This window comes from uncultured Campylobacter sp., from assembly GCF_937959485.1.
Taxonomy (GTDB): Bacteria; Campylobacterota; Campylobacteria; order Campylobacterales; family Campylobacteraceae; genus Campylobacter_B.
Genome location: NZ_CALGPY010000006.1, coordinates 103,456 through 120,881, shown reverse-complemented (window position 1 = coordinate 120,881; position 17,426 = coordinate 103,456). Strand labels below are relative to the sequence as shown.

The 17,426-nt window shown below is 47.5% G+C and carries 17 protein-coding genes; 10 read left to right on the top strand and 7 right to left on the bottom strand.

Annotated elements, in window-relative coordinates; genetic code table 11:
• Positions 1-285 precede the first annotated feature (285 nt).
• The gene (uvrB, locus tag Q0380_RS05490; RefSeq protein ID WP_298961136.1) at positions 286-2,304 is read right to left on the bottom strand and encodes an excinuclease ABC subunit UvrB; all 2,019 of its coding nucleotides are present in this window, start codon (positions 2,302-2,304) and stop codon (positions 286-288) included.
• 27 nt (positions 2,305-2,331) lie between these two features.
• On the opposite strand from uvrB, the gene Q0380_RS05485 reads away from it, so the two are divergent.
• Genes Q0380_RS05485 through Q0380_RS05475 form a run of 3 tightly spaced genes read left to right on the top strand, consistent with a single transcriptional unit; the run spans position 2,332 to position 3,289 of the window.
• Entirely contained in the window at positions 2,332-2,592 is a 261-nt protein-coding gene (locus tag Q0380_RS05485; RefSeq protein WP_177388007.1) for a hypothetical protein, read from the top strand.
• Complete coding sequence (locus tag Q0380_RS05480; RefSeq protein ID WP_005871317.1) at positions 2,589-2,825, top strand: hypothetical protein; 237 nt, start codon at positions 2,589-2,591, stop codon at positions 2,823-2,825. Before Q0380_RS05485 ends, Q0380_RS05480 begins: the two co-directional genes overlap by 4 nt.
• Positions 2,822-3,289: a hypothetical protein gene (locus Q0380_RS05475; protein WP_298961133.1), complete on the top strand. Its 468-nt coding sequence runs from the start codon at positions 2,822-2,824 to the stop codon at positions 3,287-3,289. The genes Q0380_RS05480 and Q0380_RS05475 overlap by 4 nt, the downstream gene beginning before the upstream one ends.
• A 475-nt stretch (positions 3,290-3,764) precedes the next feature.
• On the opposite strand, the gene Q0380_RS05470 is transcribed toward Q0380_RS05475, so the two are convergent.
• The 6 genes from Q0380_RS05470 to ispF all read right to left on the bottom strand — a co-directional run bounded on the left by Q0380_RS05470 (position 3,765) and on the right by ispF (position 10,153).
• Positions 3,765-4,472 carry an alpha/beta hydrolase gene (locus tag Q0380_RS05470; protein WP_298961130.1) on the bottom strand — a complete coding sequence of 236 codons (708 nt, stop codon included), beginning with the start codon at positions 4,470-4,472 and terminating at the stop codon, positions 3,765-3,767.
• 499 nt (positions 4,473-4,971) lie between these two features.
• Positions 4,972-5,508 (bottom strand): phosphatidylglycerophosphatase A, encoded by a 537-nt coding sequence (locus Q0380_RS05465; RefSeq protein WP_298961128.1) that lies wholly within the window; start codon positions 5,506-5,508, stop codon positions 4,972-4,974.
• Positions 5,509-5,695: 187 nt separating this feature from the next.
• Positions 5,696-6,040 (bottom strand): hypothetical protein, encoded by a 345-nt coding sequence (locus Q0380_RS05460; protein ID WP_298961125.1) that lies wholly within the window; start codon positions 6,038-6,040, stop codon positions 5,696-5,698.
• 63 nt (positions 6,041-6,103) lie between these two features.
• On the bottom strand, positions 6,104-7,993 hold the full coding sequence (locus Q0380_RS05455) for a hypothetical protein (RefSeq protein ID WP_298961122.1): 1,890 nt from the start codon (positions 7,991-7,993) through the stop codon (positions 6,104-6,106).
• Positions 7,971-8,834 carry a response regulator gene (locus tag Q0380_RS05450; RefSeq protein WP_298961119.1) on the bottom strand — a complete coding sequence of 288 codons (864 nt, stop codon included), beginning with the start codon at positions 8,832-8,834 and terminating at the stop codon, positions 7,971-7,973. Before Q0380_RS05450 ends, Q0380_RS05455 begins: the two co-directional genes overlap by 23 nt.
• Positions 8,831-10,153 (bottom strand): 2-C-methyl-D-erythritol 2,4-cyclodiphosphate synthase, encoded by a 1,323-nt coding sequence (ispF, locus tag Q0380_RS05445; RefSeq protein WP_298961116.1) that lies wholly within the window; start codon positions 10,151-10,153, stop codon positions 8,831-8,833. Before ispF ends, Q0380_RS05450 begins: the two co-directional genes overlap by 4 nt.
• Before the next feature lie 218 nt (positions 10,154-10,371).
• Here ispF and thiC point away from each other — a divergent pair, with 218 nt between their 5' ends.
• The 7 genes from thiC to Q0380_RS05410 all read left to right on the top strand — a co-directional run bounded on the left by thiC (position 10,372) and on the right by Q0380_RS05410 (position 17,338).
• On the top strand, positions 10,372-11,679 hold the full coding sequence (gene thiC / locus Q0380_RS05440; protein ID WP_298961113.1) for a phosphomethylpyrimidine synthase ThiC: 1,308 nt from the start codon (positions 10,372-10,374) through the stop codon (positions 11,677-11,679).
• Positions 11,676-12,770 carry an Mrp/NBP35 family ATP-binding protein gene (locus Q0380_RS05435; RefSeq protein WP_298961110.1) on the top strand — a complete coding sequence of 365 codons (1,095 nt, stop codon included), beginning with the start codon at positions 11,676-11,678 and terminating at the stop codon, positions 12,768-12,770. Before thiC ends, Q0380_RS05435 begins: the two co-directional genes overlap by 4 nt.
• Positions 12,771-13,395: 625 nt before the next feature.
• The gene (locus Q0380_RS05430) at positions 13,396-13,701 is read left to right on the top strand and encodes a hypothetical protein (RefSeq protein WP_298961107.1); all 306 of its coding nucleotides are present in this window, start codon (positions 13,396-13,398) and stop codon (positions 13,699-13,701) included.
• Positions 13,592-14,617 carry a hypothetical protein gene (locus tag Q0380_RS05425; RefSeq protein WP_297901187.1) on the top strand — a complete coding sequence of 342 codons (1,026 nt, stop codon included), beginning with the start codon at positions 13,592-13,594 and terminating at the stop codon, positions 14,615-14,617. The genes Q0380_RS05430 and Q0380_RS05425 overlap by 110 nt, the downstream gene beginning before the upstream one ends.
• An 84-nt stretch (positions 14,618-14,701) precedes the next feature.
• Positions 14,702-15,748, top strand: coding sequence for a hypothetical protein (locus Q0380_RS05420; protein ID WP_298961104.1), 1,047 nt, complete (start codon positions 14,702-14,704; stop codon positions 15,746-15,748).
• A 152-nt stretch (positions 15,749-15,900) separates the two neighbouring features.
• Positions 15,901-17,094, top strand: a complete 1,194-nt coding sequence (locus Q0380_RS05415; protein WP_298961100.1) for a tetrahydrodipicolinate N-succinyltransferase N-terminal domain-containing protein — start codon at positions 15,901-15,903, stop codon at positions 17,092-17,094.
• A 91-nt stretch (positions 17,095-17,185) separates the two neighbouring features.
• Positions 17,186-17,338, top strand: a complete 153-nt coding sequence (locus Q0380_RS05410; RefSeq protein ID WP_298961097.1) for a hypothetical protein — start codon at positions 17,186-17,188, stop codon at positions 17,336-17,338.
• Positions 17,339-17,426: the final 88 nt, after the last annotated feature.

Here is a 17,426-nt window from a genome sequence, read left to right as displayed (position 1 = left end):
GGGCGCAGAGTGTAAATTTGGCGAGAAAATCGATCTATAAATTTCGCGTGCAAATCATCTTAAATCGAGCGAGCAAATTTTAAAACCCGCCTCGCGGATCACGCCTAAATTTTATGCTCCATTTTGCGGCATTTAACGTGCAGATCGCACAAATTTCTCTCTTTTCTCGATGAAATTTAACACGCAAATTTTGCGCTTTGCTTTACGACATTTAGCGCGCAAATTTTACGCGCCGATCGACGAAATTTCACGCGCAAATTTCACGACGTTTTGAGTTCTTGCGATTTACAGCTTCCTAAGTTTTGCGATCTCATCGCGCAGCGCCGCGGCCTTTTCAAACTCCAGAGCGGCTGCGGCTTCGAGCATCTGCTTGCGGAGCTCCTTTACGATCTTGGCGCGCTCGGCGGCAGGCATCTTCTCCAAATTGGCACCCTTTCTTAAAATTTCGGTGCCGTCCTCGATCTTTAGGCTATTCTCGATATTGCGGCTCGCAGAATGCGGGGTTATGCCGTGGGCGCGGTTGTATTCATCTTGAAATTTGCGGCGCTTTTGAGTGATATCGATCGCCTCTTGCATCGAAGCGGTGATCTTTTTGCAAAACATCACGACCTGCCCGTGCACGTTTCGCGCAGCTCGCCCCATCGTCTGAATGAGACTGGTGCGCGAGCGCAAAAAGCCCTCCTTATCGGCATCCATGATCGCGATAAGGCTTACTTCGGGCAGATCGAGCCCCTCGCGGAGCAAATTTATACCGATTAGCATATCGTATTCGCCGCTGCGAAGGCCGCGGATGAGCTCGTTGCGCTCGATCGCATCGATATCCGAGTGCATATATTTGACCTTAAGCCCAAGCTCTAGATAGTATTTGCTCAGCTCCTCCGCCATCTTTTTGGTTAGCACGGTTACTAAGATCCGCTCGCCGCGCGCGATGACCTCCTTTGCCATATCGTGTAAAATTTCGACCTGGTTGTCGCTGTCTTTTAAGATAATCTGCGGATCGAGTAGTCCCGTCGGGCGCAGTATCTGCTCATATACGGCTCCGCGACTAAGATCCAGCTCGTAATCATTTGGCGTTGCGGAGACGAATAGAAATTTAGCTTTTTTGTTGATAAACTCATCAAACATCAGCGGGCGGTTATCAAGAGCTGATGGCAGACGGAAGCCATATTCTACGAGCGTTTCTTTGCGGCTGCGATCTCCTGCAAACATACCGCGAAACTGCGGCAGGCTCACGTGGCTTTCGTCGACGATGACGAGATAGTCCTTGCCTTTGCTCTCGTAATAATCAAAGAGCGAATAGGGCGTCTCGCCCGGCTTTTGACCGGTCAGATAGCGCGCGTAGTTTTCGATCCCCTTACACATTCCCGTAGCACCCAGCATCTCAAGATCAAACTCCACTCGCCCTTTCAGTCGCTGCGCCTCTACGAGCTTGCCCGCGTCCTCGAAAAATTTTAGCCTCTGCTCAAGCTCATCCTCGATCCCTTTGATCGTTGATTTCAGGCGCTGCTCGCCCACGATGAACTGGCTCGTCGGATAAAGGATAAATTTTTTGACGCTCTGAGTCTTTTTGTTTTCGAGCACGTCTAGATGATACATCGCCTCTATCTCGTCGCCGAAAAACTCGATCCTAAACGCCTCGTCGTTAAAATACGCGGGATAGATGTCGATCACGTCGCCGTTTACGCGAAAATTCCCGCGATCAAAAAAATCGTCGTTGCGTTTGTAGCCCATATCGACGAGCTTGCGAAGCAAAAATTTAGTGCTAAATTTTGATCCGATCTCAAAAAACAGCACCATGCCTTTGTATTCGGCGGGATCGCCCAGACCGTAGTTTGCCGAAACCGACGCCACGGTGATGACGTCGTCGAAGCTCAGCAAACTCGCCGTGGCGCTTAGCCGCAAGCGCTCGAGCTCAGCATTTACGTCGCTGTCCTTTTCGATGAAAAGATCCTGCCTAGGGATATAGGCCTCGGGCTGATAATAATCGTAGTAGCTGATGAAGTACTCGACGTGGTTTTGCGGGAAAAAGCCCTTAAATTCGCTATAAAGCTGCGCTGCGAGAGATTTATTATGCGTCATTACGAGCGCAGGAATTCCGAGGCGCTTGATGATATTTGCCATGCTGAAAGTCTTACCCGAGCCGGTAACGCCGAGAAGAGTTTGGTATTTGTTGCCGCTTTGAAAGCCCGCGACGATGCCTTCGATCGCTTTTTCTTGATCCTCGCTCGGGGAGAATTTGCTCTCGATTTTAAAATTTTGCAAAATTTTTCCTTTTTTAAAGCCAAAATTGGGTAATATTTTCATTTAAATTATATCAGAAAAGGCGAAATAATGGAATCAATCTTTGACGAAGAGAAAAAGGTCGAGGGCTTAAGCAATAAAGTAGCTGAGCTGATTAGACGCTATAGCGAAGCTAGAGACGAAAACGAAAAGCTACGCACAGAGCTAGCGACGGTCAAGGCGCAAAACGAAGCTTTGGGAATGCAGCTTGGCACGCTAGAAAATGATCTGGCGTATCGTAAGATGAGCGATGAGGATCTAAGCAAACAGATCGACGATATTTTGGCAGGCGATAATTTAGGCGAGAAATGAAAGAAATTTCAGTTCAGCTGACGAGTAAGTCTTTGACGAAAAAATACGCGATAAGCCTGGATGATGACTTTGCAAAGGTCTTCGGTAGGGACTGGCGGATTTTAACTCGCGGCAGCGATCATCTGGATGCGGGCGAACTACTTGAAGCCTATATCCAAAAAAGCTATGAAAATTTCATGCTTAATAAAAAAATAGATGCCTTGGTAAAGGACATCGACGAAGGAGTAAAATGATGAAAATGAGAAAAGGTGCGGCAGTAGGCGGCGGCGTAAGCGGGATAATATTTTTAGCTATTATAATCTTTGTGATAGCAAAAATAATATATCCTAAATTAAGCGGTGCTAAGGACGAGGTTTTAGTAAAAGCCTACGCAGTCGAGCTTGAAGGCGTATTTAAAGATATACAACGCGACTACTTAAATCAAGGAAATTTTCGCGAGCTAAAGAGCATGACGGGTTCCAGACAGTTTAGCGATAGCGATCTGGCACGCAGCTTAGCAGTCAATCAAAGCTTTACCTATGGCGTAGGACCGAAACTTAAAAACGATATGATCTTTTGCGCGACGATCACCTTGCGTCAAGATAGTGATGGCTATTTCTTCACAACCGAAAACATCAACCGCAACAGGGAGCGCTGCGAAGCATTTCATAAAGATACGACTTATATGAAGCTAAACGGCTTTAGAATAGGCAAATAATTTTTAAAATTTAATCGCGCGACTGCTATGGATTCGTAAAGCGTCCGTGTAGCAAAAGCGCGATAGTGCTAGTGAAGTGCGATAAGCCGTACATCGGCTCGCACCTCGTGCCAAAAATATGCTAATATTTCAAGAATTCATCTTTATAGGCATTTTTTAAAATTTAGCTTTAAAATCGGCATTTTTGTATTTGTATTGACAGCCTATCGGCTAAATTTTAATCATATTTTAGTTTGCAATTTATATCGGTCATGATTTATGCTATTGCGGTTAAATTTATGAGATGGGCGCTTTGAAGCTAGATGTCTCGCACGACGGCGATGTGAGCTGAGATTTACGAAAAGCGCCTTATAAAACAAGCGTATTAAAGCAAAATATCAAGATCATCTTAAATTCATGAAATTTACACCCTGAAGACGCGCAGAATTTTATCGGCGCGGGTTTGGGCGTGAGTTTTAAAATCTCTCATAGAATTTTATCGCCGATTCTCAACCGCCGATTTGATCCAACTACGCAAATAATCTAGCTGCTGCGGTGTATGAAACCAATGCTCTCCGTTTTTCATAACGCTTAAGTCGCAGTCGAACTTCTGTGCAAAATTTCTAACGATATAAAGAGGCGTCATATCGTCGTTTTCTGCGTATAGAATTCTACTGGGCGTTTCCCATTTTGTGATCGGATTATTCAAAACAAAACTCCAATATTCCCAAAAAAGCGGTTGCCCGGCAGGGGTCAAAATCATCCGCTCTTGCTTCAATCGCTCCTCGCTAACGCCAGCCCTGCGCATAATATTTGAAATAACGTATTTCATATCAAGTATCGGCGAGAGGAAGAGGCAGTCGCTAAGCTTTTCGTCGCGGAAGCTTTGCAGGCCGAGCCATGCCCCTAGGCTAACGGCAAACAGCGCGACCTCGTCCCAGCGCTTCTTTGCATACGATAAGATTTCGCGAAATTCTAAAATAGCGCGCCGCGGATCGCAAGAAGCGGGCTCGTGCCCCCTCTGTCCGTGCCCGGGCAGGTCAAAGCTAATAACCTGCCAGCCTTGCTTGCAAACGACGGAAGCCAAAAGCTCCGCATCCTCTTTGCTTCCGCCTTGCCCGTGAGCGTAGATATAAACCTTTTTCGAGCGGCTCCCCCAAACAGCGGCGGGAATGCCGCGTATCTCAATCGCGCTCTTTTGCATTTTTCGTTCCTTTAAATTTTTTGCGTCGATACCCGCATTTTGCGGCAATGCTACAAACAAAACCATAAATATTGCTGGAATTTAATAGCGCGCCCCGCTAGACTGCCTGCGATTAGCGATAAATTTTAAAATTTTACGCGCGAGCTGCGCCTGCCGCTTTGTTTTAAAATTTAGCCGCACGAAATTTCAGGCGGCATAATTTTGATTCTTGCAGCGCAATTAAATTTTTATGCCGTAGAATTCTGCAAGCTGCGAAATTTAAAATTTAAGACCGCGCAAATTTTATCGCGACTCGTGCAAAATTTTAAAATTTTGCGCCTGCTTTATTTGCAGGCTGCGCGAATAAATACCGCTAAATTTTAATTTCAAGTGGGCTCGCGCCTCAGAAGTTAAAATTTGCGCTAATTCATAAGCCCGCTCAAGATGCGGTTTTTAAAATTTCGGTGCTTGATAGCGCCCGCAATCGCACTGTGTTTGCTGCGATCTCGTCTAAAAAAGCTTAAAAAATCAATCCCGCGGCACCGAGCTTGATCCCTAAAGAGATAACTATCAAAACCCCGAGCCCCGCGAAAAAGCCCGCCAGCACGTCATCCAGCATCACGCCGAGCCCACCCGGCACGTCGCGATCCACGCGCCCGATGATCGAGGGTTTGCAGATGTCAAACGCCCTGAAAAACAGCAGCGCCAAAATCATCGCGACGATCGATATCCTGCTGCTCTCAAAGCCCGCGATCAGCTCCCGCAGCGGCAGCGAAAAGATCTCGCCCGCGGGCGCGGCGACGCACATCGCAATCCACACCCCCACTACCTCGTCGATGACGATCTCGCTGTTATCGTGCGAGCAGGTCCGCTTCTCGTAATCGCTTACGATCTTAAGCGAGACGAAAAAGACGAGAGCGGCGCACAAAAACAGCGTCACCTCGCCCGCTAGCATCAAAATCGCCAGCCCCACTATCCAGCCTACGATGCTGCCCCAGGTGCCCGGTGCGGGCCTTAGCAACCCTGCGCCGAAAAATGTAACGAAAATTTTATCCATAATTGTCCTTTTAAATTTTGCTTTTTAAAATTTTACCGCTTATTTTAATTAGGGCATCTGCTCGCGTGCAGAATTTTAAATTTCGTTCGCGCGTGCTAGGAAATTTTAAATTTCGTTCGTGCATGTAGAATTAATTTGTCCGCCTACACGAAATTAATTTTATCCGCTCGCCACAAAATTTTGCTCACTAACGTAGGAATTTTAAAATTCTACTCATTTGCGTAAAAATTTTAAAATTTTGCTCGCTCCACGCGGAAATTTTAAACCCACTCAAGATGCGAAGAGCGTTCTGTGTGTGCGGGCAGCTGTCGAGCCGCACGCCGAGTTTTATGCGCCGCGGCTTACTGCGACCGCCTAGCTTTTTAAATTTAAGCCCACTCGTCGAAAGCTTAAATTTTAAATCCGCTTCGCCACAAAATTTTACGCCAAATCTGCGTTCGCCGCTCTTTATGCTACAAAATTCCGCGCAGTCCTTTCTTTTCGCACTATGAAATTTTACTTTACGTCTAGCCGCTGTAAATTTTAATGCCAAAATTTTACCCTCTGTCTAGCCGCCATGAATCCCGCGTCATTTTTTGCGTTGCGCCCTCAAACGCTACGTCTTTAGCGCGCTGGTTTGATACAGCTGCATCAGCTGCTCGTAAAACTCGCTCTCGCCGTGGCTCTGTAAGATCCCGCTGTTTGGAAAAAGCTCGTCGTAGAGCTTTTGCAGATCCGAAAATCGCGCGGGAAAAAGCTCGCTTAAAATCATCGCCGAGATCTCTTTACGCATAAAAATCGCGGGTGGCAAAATCCCCGCGCGCAGCAGTGCTTTTAGATTTTGCGTGCGGTAATGCACGTGATGATGAGCGCCGTGAGGGCAGTTTTTGGTGCTTACGAGCACCTTGCACTTCTCGCAATAGACGTATTCGGGCATCAGCAAAATCTCGATTTCGCCGCGCTTTTGATACTCGTCCAGCACTGAATGCACGCCGCCTCCTTCAAAAAACAGTTCCATATTCGCGTGATTTTGCCCGAAAATTATTTTGTTTATACCTAAATTTTTTGCGATCGCGCATTGCAGGGCGGGCTTGTCGTCAAAAATCGCAAGCGAGCCCAGATCGATCATCATGGCGCGTTGCGCGACCAAAAAATTTTGCAGCAAATAGCTTAGCGTTTTTTTGCGTAGCTCGTAGGGCAGGGCATCCGCGCTGCTCGTGCCGGTTAAAAAAATCACCACGAAATCCGCCTTGTCGATCATATGCCTAATCAGCCGCTCATGCACGCGGTGGATCGGATCGGCGCAGGTAAAAAACGCTGAAATTTTAGGCGCGGCAAGCGAGCTTGCGACTTTTTTTATGCGCGCGATTTGCTCTGCAAGACCATTTTTTAGCAGCGTGATGCGCCCCTGCACCGCAGTTTGCTCTGCGTATGCGTTTTGAAATACTGAGCCTGCGACCTCGCTTGCGCTTGGAGCATAAACGTCGCTAACGTCTATGCGCGCGACAAGCTCGCAAGAAGCGGGATTTACAGTAGAATTTTTAATGAAATTTTCGGTGGAATTTGAGATAAAATTTCCCGCCGAATTTGCTACGGATTTTGCATCTGCGCTGCAAACGCGATTGAGTGCGGAATTTTCGGTAAAGCTCTGCGCGGAATTTACCGCAGAATTTTCACTAGAGCTTTTCGCCAAATCCAAAGCGGCATTTTTCGCAGATTTTGTATCTGCGCTGCAAGTAAAAGTTTGATCATAGCTCGCAGTAAGGCTTTCTATATGGTCTAAGCCCTCGCTTGTGGCGTTTATAGCGCTTTGCGCACTTGCAGTGCGCGCGAAACCTGCGCCGCTTTTCGCAAAACTCTGCTCATTTTGCGCCGCGGCAGAAACTCCATACTGCAAGTTGAGCGATCCTTTAGCTGGCAAATACGCGCCGCTACTGCCGCTAAGCGAATTGTCGGCGCATTCGGATATGCCGTCCTTGCGGAGATAAAGCTCCAAAATATCGCCTTTTTTTGCGTCCGCGCAGGAAAAAACGAAATTTATACCGCAGATGCTAAGCTTGCTTGGGCGCAGTAGCTCGCAGTTCTTGCCGAAAGCGCCGTTTGCGAGCAGACTCAGGACGTTTAGGTCGGAGCGCGAGATCTCTATCTTGCGGATTTGCGTTGCGCTATTATTTGCGCCTTTGCTCTCGCTTCCGGCTTGCTCTGCCTTTAAATTTCTTGCCGCGTCCTTAGCTCGCGCCTCGTCTTTTCTAGCATCGCCAGCCCTTGACGCTTCTAAATTCCGCACCGTTTTTAAATCGCGCTTTGCTTTTGAGTTCTGTGATGCTTTTAAATTTTGCGCCGCGTCACTCGAAGATATTGCGACGTTTAGAGTTTTTGTGCCGCTTAAAATTCCTTCGCTTTCAAGCGATTTTATTTCGTTTAAATTGCCGGTATCGCGTGAAATTTCTGTCCCGTCTGCGATCCATGCCGAGCGCGCGCGGCTATTTTTTTCTTGCGATGCCATATTTTTTCCTTTTCTCCCAAAGCGATTTTCGAGAAATCCCAAGTGCCGCCGCCAGATCGGAGTCGAAATACTCGTCTTGGTGCGCTACGATCGTGAGCTTTACGTATTCTTCGATGCTTAAAATTTCACTGCGTTCTTTGCTGCTGCCAAGCGTAATTTCGTAGTTAAAGCCCTTTTGCGCGCCGATGGATCCGGCGATTATACGCATGGATTTGGTTTTGCTTAGAAATTTTTCCTTCTGCGCGCCACTTAGGCTGTCGAAATCTGGTGCGTAAAAAATCTCCGCGCCGCGTTCTAGCGGCTCAGGGCTTTGCGCGGATAGAATTTTAAGGCGCGATTTTAGCGTGAGTGCGATCTTAAATACCGCCGCAGCTCGCACTGCCGCATCGCCGCGCAAAAGAAGCGGGAATTTTATCTGCGCTAAACGCGCGGGCGGTATTTCGCACGAAAGAGAGATCTCTTTAAGCAACACTTCGTAGGCTTCGTTTTGTGATTTTAGCGAGCGAAACTGCGCGTAGTGCTCGATCTTTTTTATGAGCTCCTCTATCATAAAGGGCTTTTGGATATAATCCGTCGCGCCCGCTTTTACGGGGTTTAGCACCGTTTCGCTATCGACGTAGGCGACCATCAAAATTATGATCGAGCGCCTAAATTTCTCGATCAGCGGATAAAAGCTCGCGCCGCTCCAGCTCGTAGAGAGTAGCACCGCCTCAAACTCCTCCGCAAGAGCTGCCGCGGCCGTCAAACTCGCCGCGTTAGTGCATTCATGCCCCAGTGCGCCGAGCTTGTTTGCGATACTTTGGGCAAGATAGCTTTCGCTCTCGATTATTAAAATTTTCATACGCCCCACGCCTTTGCTGCGTGCTTTTGCCAGTCGTAGAATTTCAAGTTTACCGCAGCCTGTGCGGCGATGCCTTCGCTTCTGCCCGTAAATCCCAGCCCTTCGGTCGTGGTCGCTTTGACATTGACGCGGGCGCAGTTTAGAATTTCGCTTAAAACCTCTTGCATCTGCGCTTTGTAGGCTCCGATCTTCGGGCGCTGCGCGATGATCGTAATATCGGCGTTTACGAGCTCATAGCCGTAGCCTCTGATGCGCCGCATTACATTTCGTAACAGCTCCTTGCTATCCGCGCCTTTAAATTTGGCGTCGCTGTCGGGGAAGAGCTCGCCGATATCGCCTAGCATCGCCGCGCCGCAAATAGCGTCGATTAGGGCATGGATCGCTACGTCGCCGTCGCTGTGTGCGATCAGCGCGAACTCGCACGGAATTTTCACGCCGCTGAGCACGATGCCCGCGCCTTTTTCAAGTGCATGCACGTCGTAACCCGTACCGCAAAAAATATCGCGCGAGCAGGGTTTTAAATTTAGCGCCGCTAGATCGCTTGCGCGCGTGATCTTAAGCGCGCCCGCTTCGCCTTTTATAAATTCCAACCGTCCGCCCGCGCTGCCGATCGCCGCGCTATCGTCGGTAAAAATTTCGCTTCCCTCAAGCGCCTTTTTAAGTAGCGCTGTGCGCGAAAGCTGCGGCGTTTGGATGAGGCGCAGCTCCTCCCTCTTCACTACGTCCTCGCCAAGGTAGGTCGTGTCGTTTACGCCAAGATAGGGGCTGATGCAGTCCGCGCTGCCTAAATTTCGTATCAGCGAGGAGATCAGCTCGGGCGAAATTTGCGCGCGCGCCACGTCGCTTACGAGCACGAGCTCGCTCTCTACGAGCTTTAGCGCGTTTTTTAGCGAGCTTTGGCGATTTGCACCGCCTGGGACGAAGTGAAATTTTAAATTTGCAGAGCCGCATTCATACGCGTTGCATTCGACTTGAGCTTTAAAATTTTCCGCGCTCCGCGGCTTGCTTGCGTCGTTTAGATCATCTGCGCCGCATTCGATCCTGCCTCGCTTGCTTTGAAATTTATAATCGCTCGTGCCGCACTCTGCACTTTTGCCGCGCGCCGAAGCCGAGCTGCACACATAGAGGCGCTCGCAATAGCTCACGTCCTCTTCGTTCATGGCGATTATGATTTTTTTAAATGGATGCGCCCGCGCAATGCTCTGCGCGACGTATTGCCAAAGCGGCAGCTCGCCCACGCGCAACCACTGCTTTTTGACGGGGAGCTCAAACCTGCTCGAATCGCCCGCGGCGAGCAAAATCAGCGATATATCTTTCAAATTTTATCCTTGAAATTTTGTTACGAAATTATACGTATTAAAAATGAAAGCAAAATTAATCGCGGCTTGCGCGCTAAAATATCTTAAGCTTAGGCGTAAATTTACGCGGCGCGGCGGCGAAATTTCAGCTTACGTTACGAAAATAAACGGCAAAAGAAAAGTAAGGATTAATGAAATTTGTTATATTATACGCGCATTTTTAAGTAAGCGAGGCGAAAATGACCGAAAGCTGCGTAACGCAGATCTATTTTGCAAAAAGAGGCGAAGTGACGCCGCAGATGAGAGAGGTCGCGCAAAGCGAGCGCATGGACGTGCGGGCCTTGTGCGATCTCATCGCGCAAGGAAGAGCGATCATCCCCGCAAACGTTAATCACAAAAGCTTAAAGCCTATCGGTATCGGGCGCGCGCTGCGGTGCAAGATCAACGCCAACATCGGCTCTTCTGGCACGACGAGCGATATTGAGGGCGAGCTGGAAAAGCTTGAGGCTTGCTTAAAGTACGGCGCCGATACGGTGATGGATCTTAGTACGGGCGGCGATCTGGACGAGATCCGCGCCGCGATAATCGAGCGCTCGCCCGTACCCATAGGCACGGTGCCGGTCTATCAGATGGTCCATGAGCTGGGCGATATTAAAAATTTAAAAACGAGCGCTATTCTTAGCACGATCGAGAAGCAGGCGCGGCAGGGAGTGGATTATTTCACGATCCACGCGGGCTTTAAGCTCGAGTTTATGCCGCTGCTGTCCCGTCGCAAGATGGGTATCGTAAGCAGAGGAGGCTCGCTGATAGCGTCGTGGATGATGAAATTTCATAAGCAAAACCCCTTTTACGAAGCGTTTGATGAAATTTGCGATATCTGCGCCGCTTACGACGTATCGCTATCTCTAGGCGACGGCTTGCGCCCGGGCTGCTTATACGACGCGACCGATAAAGCGCAGCTTAGCGAGCTTGAAATTTTAGGCGAGCTGGCCCTGCGCGCGAATGAAAAAAACGTGCAGGTGATGATCGAGGGTCCGGGGCACATTCCGTTTAACGAGATCGAGCTAAATATGCAGCTAGAGCGCAAGCTCTGCCGCGACGCGCCGTTTTACGTGCTGGGGCCGCTTCCGACCGACATCGGTGCAGGCTACGATCACATCAGCTCGGCTATCGGCGGGACGATGGCTGCGTATTGCGGCGCAAGCATGCTCTGCTACGTAACGCCGAAGGAGCATCTGGGGCTTCCTAATGCAAAAGACGTCAGAGAGGGTATCATCGCGCACAAAATCGCCGCTCATGCCGCAGACGTCGCGCTAGGCAAAGCGGGCGCGATAGAGCGCGATCACGCGATGAGCGATGCGAGGTATGGTTTTGATTGGAACAGGCAGTTTGAGCTTAGCTTCGATCTAGATCATGCGCGCGAGCTACACGACGAGAGCCTGGGCGATGAAATTTACAAGGGCGCGGAGTTTTGCTCGATGTGCGGGCCGAAATTTTGCGCATATAAAATCAGTAGAAATTTAACCGAAAATAAGGAGAAGGAATGAGTAAAGACGAAGTCTTAAATTTGCTTAAAAGCGTGATCTATCCGGGCTTTTCTAAAAGCATCGTGGATTTTGGATTTGTAAAAGAGATCGAGATCGGCGATAGAATTTTCGTAGGGATCGAAATCCCTAGCGCCAAGCCGGAGATCGCAGCAGAGCTTAGATCGGCGGCGCAAAAGGCGCTCGGCGGGGACGTGGAAATTTTAATCAAACAGCCCAAGATCGCCGAGGAAAAGAGCAACTCTCGCAGCGGCAAAAATATCGCACCGCAGATCAAACATTTCGTGATGATTAGCAGCGGCAAAGGCGGCGTAGGCAAGAGCACGACGACGCTAAATTTAGCCATCAGCACGGCAAAGCTCGGCAAGAGAGTAGGGATTTTGGATGCCGATATTTACGGGCCGAATTTGCCGCGAATGCTGGGCGAGGATAAGACGCAAGCAAGCGTCGTGGGGCAGAAGCTAAAGCCGATCTTAAGCCACGGCGTGGAGATGATGAGCATGGGCGTGCTGATGGAGGAGGGCGCGAGCCTCATCTGGCGCGGCTCGATGATAATGAAAGCGATCGAGCAGCTGCTAAAAGACGTGGCGTGGAGCGACCTGGACGTGCTATTTTTGGACATGCCTCCGGGCACCGGCGATGCGCAGCTTACGCTCGCTCAGAGCGTGCCGGTGACGGCGGGCGTGTGCGTCACGACGCCGCAGACGGTCGCGCTGGACGACAGCGCGCGCGGGCTTGATATGTTCGAAAAGCTCCACATCCCGATCGCGGGCCTGATCGAGAATATGAGCGGCTTCATCTGCCCAGATAACGGCAAGGAGTACGACATCTTCGGTCGCGGCGGCGCGCAAAAGCTGGCGCAGCGATACAATACCGAAGTAATCGGCGAGATCCCGATCGAGATCGCTATCCGCGAGGGCGGCGACAGCGGCAAGCCGGTAAGCTTCTATGCGCCGGATTCTTTAAGCGCGAAGCGCTACGAAGATGCCGCGCGCAAGCTGTGGGAAAAGATCGAGAAGATCGACCGCGAGGAGCTGGCGGACAACTCCGCAATCCAGCCGGTGATGGACGGCAAGAGCGCCTGCTCGAATTAGGGCTTTGGCGGGCGCGGCGTCAAATTTTGCGTGGAATTTCTCTTGAATTTTGCAGATTGAAATTCAACGCGGAATTTCATAGTTTGAAATTTCACGCCTAATTTCGCTGCAAATTTTATAATGCTCGCAAAATTTCGGTATGCAATCCGTCATAGAATTTTGCCCGTAAATTTAGCGGGTAAAATTTCACGCGGGTTTCGCGGCGCGGAATTTCACGCTGAGTTTTGTGGCTCGAAATTCTGCGTTAAAATTCCGCCACGAAATTTCGTAGTTTGAAATTTCGAGCTAAAATTTTACCAAGCTCCGTTGCGTGAGATTTTAGATAAAATTCTAAGCGCAGAATTTTACGGCGAAAATTAAATTCCAAACGCGCAATTCAGCGAGGTAAAATTTGCTTTAGAATTCCGCTTCGGAGTTTTAAATGTAAAATTTTAAGCATAAAGCTTTGCCGCAGAATTTCAAAATGCAAAATTTATCGCTAAAACTTTGTTTTAAAATTTTAAGATGGGCTTTAGCGATGAATTTCTGGCTTGAAATTTATCGCATCTAGCTTTTTAGGGGTAGCCACAGCATTGCGCTAGTTTAAATTTTATTTCGCCGGGCTTTATGGCGGTGGAGTTTATCTGTGAAAGCCTCTGTAGAGTTTATTTGGGATGGAATTTTATCTGTAGCGGTCGCGGCAAAGAAATTTCTCGCGCAGCTGAAATTTAAGCAGCTGAAATTTCATTCGTATAGGCAGGAAGCTAAAGCGGCAAAATCCCTAAGCCTAGGGCTTTTAGGTTTAGGGATTTTACTTTTATACGAAATAAGAAAGGTCGGTAATGAGGTTTTTGATTATTTTGGTGCTTGCATTTGCGGCGTTCGCGCAAGAGAGCAATATGCAAAAATGGGCGAAAGAGATTACTGCGGATGCGCAGATCCCGCAGGATAAGTTTTTGGCGTTTTATCTGAATAAAGATGAGCCTAAGAAAGTGGTTTTCTCTGAAAACGTCGATCGCATCAGCGTCAATTATGAAGGAAATTCCTTCCATGAAATTCCATCTCCAAATCTTATGGCGTATTGGGTCGGCGAGTTTAATTTCGACGCAGATGTCGAAAAGATGGTGCTAGGAGATTACGGCTGGTCTACGCTGGTAATCGCCGTGGACGGCACGGACGTGCTAGGTGGGACATCGAGCAATCAAAAGCGCCCGCTTACGTATAAATTTAGCAAGGGCAAGCACAAGATCGAAGCGTGGTTTTTAAATGACGCGCATTCCAGCGAGCTTTTCGTGGATTTTAAAGATGTAGAGCCCTTTTATCGTCAAAAGGACGCCGTAGCCAAGATCCCTGCGGATAAGGACTACGACCTGTGGCTGGGCGCGATCTACGAAAGCGCGCAGATGAATAATCGCGTCAAGCTAAATTTAGCCAAATCCGATAAGCCCATTGTGCTACTGCTTAGCTCATATCGCGCCGTGGAGTGGGAGATCTCAAATCCGCAAAAGAATGAAATTCTAGCCGTGTTAATTTACAACCCCATAAGTAGCGTCCGTGGCGTAAGCGGTGCGCTTTACGTCGAGGACTACAGATACACGGAGGCTGCGGATGGGCTTAAATGCGAGTGCATCTCGGGCAATGTCTTTCACTGCGACGGCAGCGAGATTTATGATATGAACGGGCGCGTAAACGGGATATTTGGCAGAGGCCTGGGGGCGTTTGCCGGCAAGCACGCCGTAAATTCCTTAGACCTACCGGGGCTTGTTATCACTCCAAAAATTTTAGACGAAAGCAAAGCTCGCCTACTCTCGGTAGAAGCGGACCGCAAGAAATGCGAAAGCACACCGATGGATGATGTGTTTAGGTGAGATGGAATTTTATAAGCGTTTGAAAATTGGTAAAATTTTTATATAATTCTTTGATTAGTTTATATTGTGTGGTGGGAGAAATAAATGTCTGAAAATCCAGAAAATCAGAAAATCAGAAAAATCCAGAAAAATCCAGAAAATATTTTTAATAAGCTAAAAGAGATTTGTGAAGGAATTTTATCGATTTTAAAATTGATTTCCTTAATAATGCCCGCATTCTCTATTATTATAGGCTTTGTGTTTGCTATGACTTATATGAGAGATAATGGATTTTTTAGTTATGAAATCTTTAGCATAAATTTTATGTGGGTTTTCTTGCTTGTGGGTATGTTGTTAATAGCCATTCACGGATTTTATATTTTGGGTGCGCATCTACGTATAACTAAAAAAACTGACGATGAAGCTGCATACATTACCTGTATTTTTATAAATATAACTTTAAAAGTTTTTGTTTTTTTAGGGTGTTGTTGTATGTTGTATAATAATGTCGTTTTTATTTATTTAATAATTTTTTGTTTTATCGTATCGATAATTTTATTTATCATATATTGCACTTGTTGCCGTAAAAAGCAAGAATGTATGAAAAAAATTCCTTGGGCTACTGAAATAATATATATAGTCATTTTTATCACTTTTTTTTGTTTCGAAGGATTGCAAGGGGTTGATCCTTCTTTTATAGTATTTGCCATTTTCTTCTTTTTATTTGAAGCATTAATAATTTTTATTTCGTGTGCAGCTATCACTATAGAAAGATTTTTTGAGGCGCTTGGTATAATGTTTATTGCGTTTCATATATTATTTTTATCACTGAGTGTGCCTATTTTTTCGCAATTTTTTAAGGAATCACAATACTATAGCTTCAATTTTATTTGCAAAAAATTTTTAAAGTCTATAAATTTAGCTTCCGATCATGCTGAAATTTATCTAAAAGATAAAAATGAATCTGTTATTAGCGGTAAGTTAATTTTTGATGATGGTAAATATGCTTATGTGGAATTTAATCGCACGATTAGCAATTGCGGCGATGTCGGCGATTCTTGCATTAAAACTATAAAAAAGAAAGTTCCTAGCGAGGATGTTAGCATTATTACCAAAGTTAAAAAAGATACCAAAGCGAGTGTTTCGAAGTAAAATTACAAGAAGCCAAACAATCTAAAACAAAATAATCAAGAATTTAAAAGTGCGTGTTTTCGCCTTTAAATTCCATTCATGCGCATTTTCAAATCCCCTTTTAAATTAAATTTAGCTATACTCCCGCGCAATTTTGCGATTAAGGATTAAATATGAAAGAGATTAAAAGCCTAAGCGAGCTTCAGGCTTTTGCGGATAAAGTTCGCGCCAAAAAGGGCTATCGCGATCCGATGATGTGGGCGGTCGGGCGTGTATTTAAGGGGCGCGCGGAGGGGCATAAAAGCTTAAGCGTGAATTACGCGCACGTAAATTTTAAAGATGGGCTAGTAAGCGCAGCAGTGCTAATCCATGCTCTAACCGAATGCGGAGAGGTCATGGATTTTAGCGGTAGTGAGTGCATTTTGACGCTGACGCACAAAGCCCTAAAAAAGGCGATCGAGGCTTTAAAATTTCTGCAGCCAGACGCCAAAGAGGGCGCGCACAAAAACCTACAGGTGCTGCTTGCGGTTAAAGAGGCGATGAAATCAGACGAGCACGCGAACTTTTGTGCTAGTTTTATCTTTGAGGATGCCGCGCCAAAAAGCGTCGAGAGCGTCTATCTTAAGCTTTATGCGCTTTCGCTAAATCTCTGCGAGCCGCGCACGCTCAATCTAGATGGCGCATTTAGCGTGCTTCCGAATGTCGCATGGGACGAAAACGCTCGCCCGATCGAGCTTTGGTGGCTGCGTGAAAACGAAATTCATTTAAAAATGCAAGGCCGCTATCCACGCATAATCAGCGTCGATAAATTTCCGCGCTATCTAAGTCACGTCGTACCGCCGCAAAACGTTCGGATTTTAGACGATGCGAAGGTGCGTTTGGGTGCGCATATCGCCGCAGGTACGACCGTGATGCCGGGTGCTGCGTATGTGAATTTCAACGCAGGCACGATCGGCAGCGTTATGATCGAGGGGCGTGTCAGCAGCTCGGTCGTCGTGGGCGAGGGCAGCGACATAGGCGGCGGCGCATCGATTTTGGGCGTGCTAAGCGGTACCAACGGCAATGCCGTGAGCATCGGCAAGCACTGCTTGCTGGGCGCAAACTCCGTAACGGGCATTCCGCTAGGCGACCGCTGCATCGTGGATGCCGACATCGCGATACTTGAGGGCACGAAGGTTTTCATCGCGCAAAAGGATCGCGAGGCGCTAGCAGCGCTAAATCCAGGCTTTGCGTTCGATCGTGAAATTTATAAAGGGCTTGAGCTTGCTGGGCTTAGCGGTCTGCACTTCCGCCAAAACAGCCAAAGCGGGCAGATTACGGCAAGCGTTAGCAAGCGCGCGATCAAACTCAACGCGGAACTGCATTAAATTTATAAATTTAAACGCGAGGCGGATTGGCCGGAGCTTTTTTAAGCTGCGTTAAATCTATAACTTAAACGGCGAGTTAAAAAAGATTTGGATGACCTCGCCATACGTCGATTCGAGCGAGCGCATGCGATCCGTCGCAAAATTTCTACTCATAGAATTTCGCGCGGAATTTAAAGAATTTTTGCCGCGATTTAGAAAATTTCTAGCGGTGATTTATGGAATTTACGCCGCTATTTTAACGTAAGTAATTTTGGCGGCTCGCGGATTTGCGCCGCGCAAATAGGTCTTTAAATTTCAAAAAATAGATTGAATTTAAAATTTTAATATGATAG

Excerpts from the sequence above, each read along its gene's own strand:
- Q0380_RS05410 (WP_298961097.1), top strand. The coding sequence starts at position 17,186 with ATGACCTCGCCATACGTCGATTCGAGCGAGCGCATGCGATCCGTCGCA.
- Q0380_RS05435 (WP_298961110.1), top strand. The coding sequence starts at position 11,676 with ATGAGTAAAGACGAAGTCTTAAATTTGCTTAAAAGCGTGATCTATCCG.
- Q0380_RS05475 (WP_298961133.1), top strand. The coding sequence starts at position 2,822 with ATGATGAAAATGAGAAAAGGTGCGGCAGTAGGCGGCGGCGTAAGCGGG.
- Q0380_RS05450 (WP_298961119.1), bottom strand. The coding sequence starts at position 8,834 with ATGAAAATTTTAATAATCGAGAGCGAAAGCTATCTTGCCCAAAGTATC.
- thiC (WP_298961113.1), top strand. The coding sequence starts at position 10,372 with ATGACCGAAAGCTGCGTAACGCAGATCTATTTTGCAAAAAGAGGCGAA.
- Q0380_RS05415 (WP_298961100.1), top strand. The coding sequence starts at position 15,901 with ATGAAAGAGATTAAAAGCCTAAGCGAGCTTCAGGCTTTTGCGGATAAA.
- Q0380_RS05465 (WP_298961128.1), bottom strand. The coding sequence starts at position 5,508 with ATGGATAAAATTTTCGTTACATTTTTCGGCGCAGGGTTGCTAAGGCCC.
- Q0380_RS05480 (WP_005871317.1), top strand. The coding sequence starts at position 2,589 with ATGAAAGAAATTTCAGTTCAGCTGACGAGTAAGTCTTTGACGAAAAAA.
- uvrB (WP_298961136.1), bottom strand. The coding sequence starts at position 2,304 with ATGAAAATATTACCCAATTTTGGCTTTAAAAAAGGAAAAATTTTGCAA.
- Q0380_RS05425 (WP_297901187.1), top strand. The coding sequence starts at position 13,592 with ATGAGGTTTTTGATTATTTTGGTGCTTGCATTTGCGGCGTTCGCGCAA.
- Q0380_RS05455 (WP_298961122.1), bottom strand. The coding sequence starts at position 7,993 with ATGGCATCGCAAGAAAAAAATAGCCGCGCGCGCTCGGCATGGATCGCA.
- Q0380_RS05485 (WP_177388007.1), top strand. The coding sequence starts at position 2,332 with ATGGAATCAATCTTTGACGAAGAGAAAAAGGTCGAGGGCTTAAGCAAT.
- Q0380_RS05420 (WP_298961104.1), top strand. The coding sequence starts at position 14,702 with ATGTCTGAAAATCCAGAAAATCAGAAAATCAGAAAAATCCAGAAAAAT.
- Q0380_RS05470 (WP_298961130.1), bottom strand. The coding sequence starts at position 4,472 with ATGCAAAAGAGCGCGATTGAGATACGCGGCATTCCCGCCGCTGTTTGG.